This is a genomic window from Streptomyces sp. NPDC045968 (assembly GCF_056430475.1).
Window position 1 is genome coordinate 724961 of record NZ_JBWKLF010000002.1, and the last position, 12294, is coordinate 737254.

The window sequence follows — 12294 nt, forward strand, 5'->3', positions numbered from 1 at the left end:
CACACAAGGTCAGAACGCCTGCATGTATACCCGGGTGTTGTCAGCGTCCAGTTCAAGGACGTGGATCTCGATCCACCCGACTCCACCCCGTCGCTTGTCACCCACGCAGGGCGGACACACCCCCGCCCAACGGGCGCCCTTCTGGGTCTGCGGCTCAGCCAGACCGAGGTGCCCGAAGAGTTCGGTCGCGGGCGGAAGGTCGTGGTTCCTGGTGCGCAGTGGCTTCTCGGGACGGAGATCTTCCGCGATCCCTACGGCAGACTGCTCGTCGGTGACGAAGGAGAGCAGGTAGATGTCTTCTTGCGGGTTGACCTGAACGGCGCCCTTCACCTCCTTCGCGCCCTCGGGCACCTTCACCTTCATGAACTCGGACGCCTCGGAAGCGCCCATGCCCTTTCCCCAGTGCGCGGTACGTCCGTCGGTCACGCTCGGGTCGTCCGCGTCGGCATTCGAGCAGGAGGTAAGGAGCAGGGCGGCACAGAGAGCCGCGAACAGGCGTGTCCAGGGGGCGGATCGGGTGTTCACCTGTTCTCCTCGTCGCCGCGCGAGACGTCCCCGCGAGAGCCTTCACGGCCGGGATCTGCCGGTGTCACCCCGGGGGCTGAGCCGCTGTTCAGGTCGTGGGTGAATGTGGAGCTGCTGCCCCGCATGTCGAATTCCTGAGCGAATCCCACCTTGTGCAGTCGTCCCATGTCGTCGTCCGGGATAACGACTCCACCGGGAAACGTCGTCGCCTTGCCGGAGTCCCAGTTGTAGCGGTCCCACACGTTGACCTGGTAGTCGAGCGAGACCTTGGGCTCGCCACCCTCGCCCGGGGTGACAGTGACCAGGCCCGAGACGTTCTGCTGGTGCGACCCGACCGCGTGGAACCATTCGTCCTCACCGAACGTACGGCCGAGCGCCTGGCTTTCGACGGGAACGACGACCGCCTTGTCGCCACCCGCCCTCTCGAATTCATCGAGAGCCTTCTGGCGCCATGCCTGCTGATTCTCAGCGACGTGAAGCGTGCCGATCTCGGACCGAAACCCGGAATCGGCATGCAGAATGCGGTCGACGTCCAGGTCGAGCGGTTCACCGGTGCCGCGGAGGTAATGTTCCATGTTGCGGGACGCCGCGACCTCTCCCGTGACGTCACCCCCAGCCGCGATTCCCTCTGCCCGGGCCAGAAACAACAGGTCGCGGGGTGTGGGCTCCTCGGAGTCGAAGGCTCCCGAGCCTTCGTCGGCGGACGTCCACTTGTACTGGGGGTCCATGATCCCCGCCGCTCGCAGCTCGTCGCTGCGCTCCCTCAGCAGGATGCCGCGGGTCACCGGCTCCAGGTCACGCCACCACTCCGCTACAGCCTTCCTGCCCTCAGGCATGTTGGCGGCCTTGCCAGCCTCCTCCAGGGAAGGAAAAGGGCTGTCTGTGGGGTGTCTGTTGAAGCCGTTGAACGTGCCGTCCAGGGCGTCGGGGTCGAGAACGGCGGCTGCAAGGGCAAGTCTGATGCCGTCGTCGGCGTCGGTGACCGACTTGACTGCCTGGCCGAGGCGGTCAGCCCACTCGGCCTCCGCTGCGCGTGCGCTCTCCTGGTAGCTGGGGTCGTGCACGTATGCGGTGCGCGCGCTCTGGCTGAGCCGTTCGGTATCGAAGGCGATGACCCCTTGATCGGAGACTCGCATTCCGTCCTTGACGGCGTCGGCGCGCACGGTCTCTATCCTGCTTCGGAGATCTGCGAGCTGGGTGTGCGCTTCGCTCAGGATGGAAGCAACCGCCTCGGCCTCCTTCTGCGCCCCTTGGAGTTCCATGAGCGTCACGGTGAACCGGTAGTTGGCGGCGTCAGCGCTCAGGCCGACCCACGACTCTCCGAGCGAGACGCCATGGACATCCCGTTTGTACTGGTCCTCGATCGTCTTGAACTTGCCCGCCATTTCGCGCCACTTATCGGCGGCTGTGGTGAGCTTGGACAGGTCGGTGCTCATCACTTCGTGGTAGGTCGGCATACATCCCCCCTGGAGCCGGACGGTCGACTGATCAGCAGTTGTCGATCCGGGACTGCCGAGCCAGCTGCGCGGCGACATCGAGATCGTTGTTCTGGAGGTCGATGCCCGTCTTTGCCAGGGCGTGCTTCTCTGACGCCAAGCGGCTGAGCAGCACCTTGACCTGCTTCTCCCACGTCTTGTGCGCCTTCTTCAACTCAGCGGAGGTGTCCCAACCGTAACCATCCCTGGCACCGAACTCCTTGACTGCTGCGTTCACACTCTCAGCAGCGTGCTTGCCGTCTCTCTCGACGCTGGGCTCCAGTGCGTCATTGATCGCCTTCGCCGCTGCCTTCTTCGCTGCTGGGCTCGAGGCGAGATCAGGGCAGCCGGCGGCGCCACCTGCCACCGGAGCGAGTTGGTTCAGCTGTGTCTGGACGGCATGCCGGGTGGTCACATCCGCCTTGATCTGATCCCACTCTTCCCAGGCCATGGGTTCCCCTCCGTCAGTGTGATCGCTCCCGCCAAACATACAAAACGGCTTTCACCATCCCCCTCGAACGGCTCGAAAGCGACGTACAGGTCCCAGCCCTTCTCCCGCCGGCCGCGCCATCGCTGGACTGGAGATCGCGCTACCGGAGAGACTTGGCACCAACCATGTCGGGGCCTGCGCCGCAGTGCGCCCCGGTCAGCACACGCACATCGGGGGCAAGGTGCCGCAGCAGGTGATCTCTGGCCGGTACGAGCTGCTGGAGCCGTTCAACGAGGGCGGCATGGGCGTCGTATGGCGCGGCTACGACGCCGTCCTCGACCGGCCCGTCGCCGTGAAGGTCATTCGGCAGGCGTCGATCACCTCCCCGCAACTCGCCGAGGAGTTCGCCAAGCGGTTCCGCCGCGAGGCCCGCATCACCGCGCGCATCCAGCACCCCGGAGTGCCGCAGGTGTACGACGCGGTTCTCGACGAGTCGTACGAGCGGCTGTTCCTGGTGATGGAGCTCGTCGACGGCATATCGCTCTCCGCATACCTCCACCCCGAGCATCCTCTGCCCGTCAGCTGGGCGGTCGCCGTCGCCGCGCAGGTTGCGACCGTGTTGTCGCATGCCCACGACGTACCGGTGATCCATCGCGACCTGAAGCCGGGGAACATCCTCGTGGCCCGAGACGGCACGGTGAAAGTCCTCGACTTCGGGATTGCGGCGATTCTGCGAACCGACGTCACCAAGCTGACCGCGACCGGCAGTCCTGTCGGCACCTACCAGTACATGTCGCCGGAGCAGGTACGCGGTGGACGCATCACTCCGCAGACCGACCTGTACGCGCTGGGCTGCGTGCTGCACGAGCTGCTCAGCGGGCGGGTCGTGTTCTCTGCGGAGAGCGAGTACCTGCTCATGTTCCAGCACGTCAACGCAGCTCCCACGCCGCTGCGGGAGCTGCGGCCGGACGTGCCCGAGGCGCTGGAGGAGCTGGTCCTGCACCTGCTGCACAAGGCCCCCGAGCAGCGGCCCGCCGACACGCAGGAGGTGTACGAGCGGCTGCTGCCGTTCCTCCCGCCGCCCGGCCATGAGCCCACCGCTGCCGAGTCCGGGCCGGCCGGCGTACCCGACCCGACGGGTCTGTTCCGACATCCGTACGCGCCCCGGGCACGTGCCCGGGCATCGGCGGCGGGGAGTCCGGCGTCGGCCGGCCCCGCCCCATTGGTCCCACCGGTCCCCGTGCCCGCGCAGCTGCGCCAGGACATCAAGGAGGCGTACGACCATTCCGACGCCCTCTTGGAGGAGGAGCGCTTCGCGCAGGCCGCCGAAGTGCTCGGTGAGGTCATCGCGCCCGCCGCTCTCGCCCTCGGGTCCGAGAGCAAGCCGGTTCTGGCGCTGCGTCGCCAGCGTGCCGCGATCCGTCTCCTCGGTGGCGATTACCGGGCCGCCCTGCCGGAGTTCGACAGCCTCGCCGACGCCTATGCCCGCATCAGTGGCCCCACCGGCGAGCAGGCCCGTGCCTGCCGCGCCCAGGCCGCCCGCTGCCGCGCAGAACTGGGCCAGGTCACCGACGCGCTCGCCGCCCTCCAGGGCGTACTGGACGTCGTACGGACCCTCGACAGCGACGTCAGCGAAGAGGCAGTCGAGCTGCGGCACAACATCGGGATGCTGCTTCTTGCCCAGGGACGTGCGGCCGAAGCCCTGCAGATTCTCGAACCACTCCACGAGGACATCTGCATGCTGTTCGGGCCCGCGGACGAGATGAGCGTCGAGATCGCCGAGGCGCTCGCCGTGATCCGCCTCGGGCTCGATGATTCCCAATAGTGAGAAAAGCCTGGTAGGCCCCATCGGACGTGGGACGATCTTGCCGAGCGGTAGGCGCACCCAATCGTGCGTGGTCGGGTCATGGGGAGGGGCGGAGCATGAGGGATGCCGACAGCAACAACGGCGACGTGATCCTGCAAGTACGCCAGGTCGAAAAGGCGTTGCGGACCGTCTATCTTGACCCGGGGCTGCTCGATGCCAGTGACCTGGAAGGGATGCAACCGAGTGAGCAGGAGCCGCGTCTGCTGTCGCGGGCGCTGACAGCGCAGGCCGTTCGTATGGTTACCGGATTCAGTCCGCAGGAGGCAGCTCGCACGGTCATCGACGGCGTGGCCGACAAAGGCATCGATGCCATCGCCGTCGTCGACGGGCCGGATCCGCACGTCTATCTGGTGCAAGGAAAATGGAGCAAGAACGGCACGGCAAAGGGTGAGCGGCTGGCCGTCATGGAGCTGCTGTCAGGCCTGCGGCTCATCGACGACGAGGACTTCGCCGCGTTCAATCCCCGTGGCCGCCAACTGGCCGAGCTCGCAAAGACCGTCATGTCGAAGGGACCCGTTCCGGTCACTCAGGTCGTCGTCCTCATGCGGGCCGATGACGTGGGCCAGGGGTTTCGCCATGCCTTGATCGACGGAGAGAAGGAGTTCAACCGCCACGGGGACGTTCTGGACCATCGCGTCATCCTCTCTCCGGAGGTGTGGTCGTCGGTCCGTAAGGATCTGGCGCCCAGGCCTGTCGAGCTCACGGCCGATCTGTTCCCATGGTTCGCGATCAGCGCTCCGTACGAGTCGTATCAAGGTGTCATCGAGGCCGAACAGGTGGCCCAGTGGGTGGATCACGGCTCGAACCTCTTCAACCTGAACATCCGCGATCCCCTCGGCAGGACGCCGATCAACAACGAGTTGATCGACACCCTCACCGAGGAACCGGCCCACTTCTGGTACTTCAACAACGGTGTCACCGTCCTCTGCGAGTCGGTCGAGAAGACACAGCAGTCCATGCGAACGCCGCACACGCGACCGCTCAGCCTGACACTGCACAACGCCAGTGTCGTCAACGGAGCCCAGACGGTCAGGTCCGTCGCCGAGGCGGTCGCCGCTGACGAAGCCGCCGCGTCGGCGCAGGTCGGCGTACGCATCATCGTGACGGGCAAAGCCGCCGACTTCGCCAAGCAGACCACGCAGGCCACAAACCGTCAGAACCGCGTGGAAGCACGCGATTTCATCGCTCTCGACTCGGTCCAGGCGGCCATCCTCGAGGAGATGCGTGCCGAACTCGGGCTGGAGTACAGCGTCCGCCGCAGCGAACTGGATCCGCATCCGGACACCGGTTGCTCGGTCGTCGAGGCCGCCTGCGCACTGGCTTGCGCGCACCCTGACAGCCAGTACGCGGCCCGCATCGCGACGACCCTGGACGTGCTGTGGGAACGGGGGACCCAGGGCATCTACGACGTCCTGTTCCGTCCGCAGCCGAGTGCCTACCTTCTGTGGAACACAGTGCGGGTCCTCAGGGAGGTCCGCCGCAATCTCCATGACCTGCGTCGGCGCTACGAGGGACGAGCCGTCGCCCTCACAGAGCACGGCGCCTACCTGCTCACTCATCTGGTCTTCCGCCGCCTCGACACCGAGGCCATCAACGAGCCGGACCCGAAACTGGAGTGGGCCGCTCAGGCCGCTGCGCAGGTTCCGCAATTGGTGAACGAGCTGTTGCCCGCTGTGACCTCCACGATCGACGAGCTCTATACCGATCGCTCGCAGATCCGGGCCGTATGCGCAGATGTCGACCGCTGCCGCGAGATCGCCGACCATGTACTCGGCGCCGCAGCGGCGCCCGGGGGCCTCGCAAGCCCGGACAAGTACCGTCGCGTACCGGCCCAACGCAAGCGTCGGCGCCCGAACGCGGTCTCCGTCCTGATCGACAAGGCGGTTCTCTCCGAGGGAGACCCGCTCACGCTCACGACGGGATACCCGCTGGAGGCCGAGGCCTTGCGGGACTGGTTGGCCGAGGACGACAAGCGGTCGCGAGCGACGTGGCGACCGCACCGCACCAAGCCGCTCCTTTGGGCCGCCGACGGCAATCCGTACTCACCCTCAGGCCTGGTCTCCCTCATGTGGAAGCTCGCGCAGTGGGAAAAGCGGCCCGTGGCGAACCAGGGAACCGCGCGCTGGTCCACGGCTGCGGGCGAGACACTGGCCGACCTGGCCTGGCGGGTTCTCGACGAACTGGAAGAACCGGACGAAGGCGCGGAGCCCATCTACGTCGCCTGACGGACATCCCCGGGCCGAGACGCCGTCCACGTCTCGGCCGCGGAGGCGACACCACCCGCCGCCGCGCCCCGCACTCGCGTGAGGAGAACTGTTCCGTGCCGCACCTTGCCTTCGACATCGGCTTCTGCGCCCAGCTCGGCAAACTTCAGGGCTCCGTGCGGGAGGGTGTGTTCGGGGCCTGGGAGAAGTTCGAATGCCTCACGCTGGACCAGCTCTTCAAGGACCCGGGTCTGAAACTGGAGACGTTGAAGCAGGCCAAGGACCCGCACATCCGCACCATCCGAATCTCTCAGGGCACACGCGGCGTCGTCCTCGCCCCGGACCACGGAGACACCTTCGTCCTGCTGCGCGTAATGCCCCACGACAAGGCCATCGCCTGGGCGATCAAACAGAAGGCCAGCATCAACGCGGTCACCCGAGCCATCGAGATCCGCGACATCGCGATGCTCGATGAACTCACCCCCGCGTACGAGCAGATGGCAGCCGCGCCCGACGACCGGCTCTTCTCCAAGGTCTCCGACGGCGACCTGTCCGCCCTCGGCATCGACGGGACCACCCTTCGCCAGGCCCGCGCTCTCACCACCAAGGAACAGCTGGAGGTGTTCGCGCCCTACTTCCCGCAGGACCAGCGGGAAGTGCTGGAGTACCTGGCCGAGGGCTTCACCGTCGAGGAGGTCTGGCGTGACCTGGTGTCCCTCAACCTCCCCACCTCTTCCGCCGATCCGGTGGACACGAGCGACTATGCGACCGCCATCGGTCACACCCGCACCCGTATCGCCCTCATCACCGCCTCCGACGAGCTGCGTGACATCCTCGACAAGCCGTTCACTGCCTGGCGCATCTTCCTCCACCCCTCCCAGCACAAGGTCGCCTACCGGGCCAGCTACTCCGGGCCGGCGCAGGTGACAGGCGGCCCCGGCACCGGCAAGACCGTCGTCGCGCTGCACCGGGTGCGACACCTGCTGGCGTACCTGCGCGACGGCGAGCGCATCCTGCTGACCACCTACACCAACGCTCTCGTCGCCGCGCTGCGCAACGGGCTTGCGGCACTCGTCGGGGACGAGGAGCTGCGCGACCGCGTGGACATCACCACCGTCGACGCCCTGGCCAGCCGAGTCGTCTCCACCTCACGCCGTCCGCTGCGGGGCGGCGAGGAGGAGGCCCGTTGGGAGCAGGCCGCGCGCACCACCGGCTTCACCGGCACGATCCAGTTCCTCGTGCAGGAGTACAAGCACGTCATCCTCGCGCAGAACCTGCGGAGTCCGGCGGAGTACGAGGTTGCCGACCGGCGTGGGCGAGGCAGCCGCCTCCCTGCCGCCGAACGCCCCCTGGTGTGGCGTACGGTCCAGGAGTTCTCCGACGGGCTCAGCACCGACGGCCTGCGCACCTACTTGGGTACGTGCGCCGAGGCTGCCGACCTGCTCGAATCAAAGGGACCTCTGTACCGCCACATCGTCGTGGACGAGGCGCAGGACCTGCACCCCACCCAGTGGCGGCTCCTGCGCGCCGCTGCTCCCCCACGCCCCGACGACCTGTTCATCGCCGGTGACCCCCACCAGCGCATCTACGACTCGAAGGTGTCACTCAAGGCCCTCGGCATCAAGGTCGCGGGCCGCTCGACGAAGATGCGGAAGAACTACCGCAGCACCCACGAGATCCTCAGCTGGTCCACTGCACTGCTCGTCGGCCGTCCCATCGCACAACTTGAGGACGACGACCGCAACGAGACCCTGCTGGGATACCGTTCTGCCCTCCACGGCAGCGGCCCGGCCGTGTACGCGGCTGCCTCCGAGGAGGCCGAACTGGACGCGCTCGTCGCGCAGGTCCGCACCTGGACCGAGGCCGGTGTCAGCCCCGGCGAGATCGGCGTCAGCGCACGCTTCAACAAAAACTGCGCCCATGCAATCGAACGACTGACGGCCGCCGGCATCCCTGCCGCACAGCTACGGTCCGACGCATCCGAGGACGCGCCGACCGTACGCATCGGAACGATGCACTCCTTCAAGGGGCTGGAGTTCCGGTGCGTGGCCGTCATAGGGGTTCACGAAAGGGCGCTGCCCTTTCCGCGCGCCGTGACGCCGGTCGAAGTGGACCGCCTCCAGCACGAGGCGGACCTCATGGCCGAGCGCTGCTTGCTCTTCGTTGCCTGCACCCGCGCCCGCGACGGGCTGTACGTGTCCTGGTCAGGCGACCCGAGTCCGTTCCTGGTCGAGGCGGGAGCCGCTTGAGGGTGGTACAGGAGGAAGCCTCTTCTCAGGTACGCCCCTCCTCTGAGGCGATCGAGCGCCACACGGACATCAGCCCACGGGCCAGTGGCTCCGAGCCCGCAGCCAGGACAGGCGAGCCGAACCCGAACTCTCCCCCATCCAGGCCAAGCACCGCCTTGCCGCGTTCCCGCACAAGCGCCGTCCCGGCCGCCACGTCCCACGGCTTGGGTCCGATGCACACACACGCGTCGAGCCAGCCCTCGGCCACGCCCACCAGGTCCAGGCTCATGGCCCCCTGCAAGCGGACGCGGTAAGCCTCGTCGTACAGCAGACCGATGAACGTCCCGGCTCGAGGCCTGCCGGAACCGACGCCGGTCAGGCCGACTACCGCCCGCGACAACTCCACTGCACCGGCCGGACCGGTGGACGCAGGACGCGTATCCCCCGTGCTCCAGCGCCTGCCGAGGGCCGGCGCATGCACCACGCCCAAGGACGGCGTGCCGTCCGCCACGTACGCCAGCGAGAGGGCGTGTCCTGGGGCACCCCGGGTGAAATTCATCGTGCCGTCGATGGGATCCAGCAGCCAGCACCTGGGCGGCAGCGGCCCCTCGTCGGACGATTCCTCGCCGATCACCGGGATCCCGGGGGTGCGCTGCCTCAGGACACGCGTCACCCGTCGCTCGACCTCGACATCAGCGTCCGTGACCTCTTCGCCCGAGGGCTTGACCCGCGTGCGCACCCACTCGTCCCCCGCCGCGGCGAGCCACCGCGCCCCCGCGTCCATGGCCTCCTCGGCGACAGCGCGCAGCTCCCGGTCCTCACTCACGTCAGGTCGAGCGGCCGCTCGACAAGCTTCTCGGCATGGGCTCCGTGCTCCCCCATCACATAGAAGCTGAGGCGGTCGAAGGTCCAATGGACCGGTACGGAGGTCCTCTCGGGGGCGGTCCTGACCAGCTCCAGGGCAGCCTCTTCGCCAGTTCGGCCCAGGGTGATGTGCGGCGCGTACGCGTCGCCGGTGTACCGGTACCCGTACCGAGTGAAACTCGCGCGCTCGCTCTCCGTGAACCTGCTGGTGTCCTTGGCCGTGTCGAACGCCGAGCGGTCGAGGTAGGGGTCGAGTACGCCCAGGACCGATTCCTGGAGCTTGTCCAGCAGGAGTGGCCGCTCGACCGACATGAACAGCCAGCCCGTGGGCTGATAGACGATTCCCGTGGAGGTGAGATGGACCTCGCTCGGCAGGCTCACCGAGGCGCCGATGCTCGCCAGCTCCCGCACCGGGTCCAGGGTGTCCACGAACGGGCCCTGGAATACGGTGAGATGAGGAAGGTTTCCCTCCGGGCTCAGCGGGGGCTGAAGCCGATGCTCACCCCCCACGTCTTTCTGCAATTGGATCGCAGTGCGGGTGTGGTCCGCGCTCGGAAGCAATGCGACACCAAGCCATCTGGTCATGGATGAGCTCCTATCCTCGAAATCACGTGCAAGGCCGCATCGAGCCCGCGGCGCATACAGGCTGTCGGCGGATCCCCGTGCAGCCACGCCGCGATGACACCCGCGTTGAAGGCGTCGCCGCCTCCGGTACGGTCCACGGGTTCGACGGCCTCCGTCGGCTCGTGGAAGACCTCACCGACGGGCGATGCCCAGACGGCACCGCGGGACCCCATGGTCAGAATCACATCTCCGGACAGCCGCTCGGCGTACCGGCGCGCAGTGCCGGCGTCGTCGTCCACCAGCGCCCCGGGCAGCCGACGCGCCTCGTCCGCGTTCATCAGATTCAGTTGCACGTCCGTGGCGAGGGAGCTCATGTCGCGACCGTTCCATTCGACCGAGACCGAGCGGCCGGCACGGCGGGCGAGGTCGACGACACGCGTGAGGGATGGCGAGGGCTCGCCGACGACATGCACATGGTCCACATCGCGTACATCGTGCTCGGTGACGGCCTTGATCGCGAGGTCACGGTCGGCTCCGGCGAACGTCATCATCCGCTTCCCGGTCCCGGACGACAACACGATTGCCATGCTCGTCCGCTCCGAGGTGTCCAGGTGGATCAGCGAGGTGTCGATGCCACCGGCGCGCAGGTCCTCCAGGCACAGTTTGCCCAGCACGTCGTCGCCCACCGCGGAGACCAGACGGACCTCGCAGCCCTGCCGGGCCAGGCCCAGGGCCGTGTTGGCAGCAGAACCCCCGGGCCGTGCCGCGTACGCGTTGCCTCGCAGCTTTTCGTGCTCCTCCGGCAGGCGCTCCGCGGCCACGATGATGTCGAAGTTAGTGCCTCCGACCGCAAGCACACGCTTCGGCCGCGTCACGGGTCCCCCAGCCGGTAACTCTCGAACAGGACGTGCCGCACAAGGCGTTCCCGGCTGTGCTGACTACTCTGGTGGGGGAACGAGGCATGGGTGATCAGGTCGTGCACAAGCTCTTCGAAGCGTTCCTCGTCCGAGCCCATGTCATGGAACCTGCGCATCAGTTCGCGGTGGAGCTCCGCCGGCTGCATTCTCATCTCGGCGAGCCACACTCGGTTGGCGATGAGCACATTAGCGGCGGCCGAGCGTAATTGGGCCTGCGCACTCTGCGGGAGAGTGTCCGAGTTGAGCAGTTCGAAGTAGTCGTCCTCGTCCCGGGCATGCATCCGCAAGTTCTGCCCGCCGACCGCCAGGACATCCCTGTTCAGATGGAAGAGCTCAAGACCGAGATGGTGCGGGACATCGAGAATCCGTATGCCGCGCTCGTGCAGTCCTGCCTCGTCCGTCGAGAACGCCGCCAGGATATTGGCGAACATATCGCTGTGCCGGGGGACGGCAATCTCGGCGCCTGCCGGATTCCGGAGGAATTCCACCGCTGTCGTGTCTCCCCAACGCCCCCCGCGCGCGGCAAGCAGGTAGAAGTTTCGGCCACCCATGGAGTGCCCCACCCGTCCGACGGACACCACTTGGGAGCGGAGTTCCTCATCGTCCTCGGTCATCCGCGTCAGCCGCTGCTCGTTGTAGATCGCAAGGTCCAGCCCGCGCTCCGCGACATCCTTTACCAGGTGATCCGACCAGGGCCGCTGAACCGAAACCACCCGGTGGTTACGCTGGGCCAGGGCCTGTTCGAAGCCGCAGCCGAGCAGGAGAGCCTTCACCACGATGAGCGTCGAGTCAGCGAGGCGTGTCGTTCCGGCCCGGTGTTGCACAGCGGCGAGTGCATGCCGCTCCTCGTTCTCGGCGAGAGACGAGCTCGTCTGTCCGTACCAGGCGGCCAGTTGTGTGAGCGCGTTGAGACAGGGCCGTACGTCCTCGGCGGAGATCTCCTCGTCCGCCGCCTTGTGTGCGTGGCTGCCGAAGTTGCCGTAGTTCTGAATCGTGCGAATGGCGAGCACGACCTTCGAAGGTACAAGCCCCTTGGCGGTGAGCACCGTAAGCAGGGATTCCAGCGTCGGCTTGGAGCCGACTGCCTCCTGCATGGCAATGTCCAAGAGGATCGACTCCGCCGCCCGTCTCGCCGTACTGAGAAACACCTCTGGATCCGATTCGGCGTATCTCAGAGCCTTCTTGTAAAGCCGGAGCGACTCACGCTCGTTGACCGTCAC

10 protein-coding genes are annotated in these 12294 nt (G+C 67.0%); 3 read left to right on the forward strand and 7 right to left on the reverse strand.

From position 1 onward, the window contains the following. Positions 1-9: 9 nt before the first annotated feature. The 3 genes from AC07FA_RS08835 to AC07FA_RS08845 are packed head-to-tail and all read right to left on the reverse strand — an operon-like array spanning position 10 to position 2451. A complete protein-coding gene (locus AC07FA_RS08835) occupies positions 10-525 on the reverse strand; it encodes a hypothetical protein (protein ID WP_479074091.1) in 516 nt (171 codons plus the stop codon). Then, positions 522-1961, reverse strand: coding sequence for a hypothetical protein (locus AC07FA_RS08840; RefSeq protein ID WP_479074093.1), 1440 nt, complete (start codon positions 1959-1961; stop codon positions 522-524). The genes AC07FA_RS08835 and AC07FA_RS08840 overlap by 4 nt, the downstream gene beginning before the upstream one ends. A gap of 52 nt (positions 1962-2013) precedes the next feature. Then, positions 2014-2451, reverse strand: coding sequence for a hypothetical protein (locus AC07FA_RS08845; protein WP_479074094.1), 438 nt, complete (start codon positions 2449-2451; stop codon positions 2014-2016). 220 nt (positions 2452-2671) lie between these two features. On the opposite strand from AC07FA_RS08845, the gene AC07FA_RS08850 reads away from it, so the two are divergent. The 3 genes from AC07FA_RS08850 to AC07FA_RS08860 all read left to right on the forward strand — a co-directional run bounded on the left by AC07FA_RS08850 (position 2672) and on the right by AC07FA_RS08860 (position 8750). Beyond that, positions 2672-4255, forward strand: a complete 1584-nt coding sequence (locus AC07FA_RS08850; protein ID WP_479074095.1) for a serine/threonine-protein kinase — start codon at positions 2672-2674, stop codon at positions 4253-4255. 98 nt (positions 4256-4353) lie between these two features. After that, positions 4354-6522, forward strand: a complete 2169-nt coding sequence (locus AC07FA_RS08855) for an AIPR family protein (protein WP_479074097.1) — start codon at positions 4354-4356, stop codon at positions 6520-6522. A 95-nt stretch (positions 6523-6617) separates the two neighbouring features. After that, on the forward strand, positions 6618-8750 hold the full coding sequence (locus tag AC07FA_RS08860) for a UvrD-helicase domain-containing protein (protein WP_479074099.1): 2133 nt from the start codon (positions 6618-6620) through the stop codon (positions 8748-8750). Positions 8751-8775: 25 nt separating this feature from the next. Here the strand turns inward: AC07FA_RS08860 and AC07FA_RS08865 are convergent, their stop codons facing one another. The 4 genes from AC07FA_RS08865 to AC07FA_RS08880 are packed head-to-tail and all read right to left on the reverse strand — an operon-like array spanning position 8776 to position 12294. Continuing rightward, positions 8776-9555, reverse strand: a complete 780-nt coding sequence (locus tag AC07FA_RS08865; RefSeq protein ID WP_479074100.1) for an inositol monophosphatase family protein — start codon at positions 9553-9555, stop codon at positions 8776-8778. Continuing rightward, positions 9552-10178, reverse strand: a complete 627-nt coding sequence (locus tag AC07FA_RS08870) for a 2'-5' RNA ligase family protein (protein ID WP_479074101.1) — start codon at positions 10176-10178, stop codon at positions 9552-9554. Before AC07FA_RS08870 ends, AC07FA_RS08865 begins: the two co-directional genes overlap by 4 nt. Further along, positions 10175-11032, reverse strand: coding sequence for a carbohydrate kinase family protein (locus tag AC07FA_RS08875; protein ID WP_479074103.1), 858 nt, complete (start codon positions 11030-11032; stop codon positions 10175-10177). Before AC07FA_RS08875 ends, AC07FA_RS08870 begins: the two co-directional genes overlap by 4 nt. After that, positions 11029-12294, reverse strand: coding sequence for a DUF4145 domain-containing protein (locus AC07FA_RS08880; protein ID WP_479074104.1), 1266 nt, complete (start codon positions 12292-12294; stop codon positions 11029-11031). The genes AC07FA_RS08875 and AC07FA_RS08880 overlap by 4 nt, the downstream gene beginning before the upstream one ends.

Bases quoted from the DNA above. Each gene is read 5' to 3' on its own strand.
- AC07FA_RS08845 (WP_479074094.1), bottom strand. From the start codon at position 2,451: ATGGCCTGGGAAGAGTGGGATCAGATCAAGGCGGATGTGACCACCCGG.
- AC07FA_RS08855 (WP_479074097.1), top strand. From the start codon at position 4,354: ATGAGGGATGCCGACAGCAACAACGGCGACGTGATCCTGCAAGTACGC.
- AC07FA_RS08870 (WP_479074101.1), bottom strand. From the start codon at position 10,178: ATGACCAGATGGCTTGGTGTCGCATTGCTTCCGAGCGCGGACCACACC.
- AC07FA_RS08840 (WP_479074093.1), bottom strand. From the start codon at position 1,961: ATGAGCACCGACCTGTCCAAGCTCACCACAGCCGCCGATAAGTGGCGC.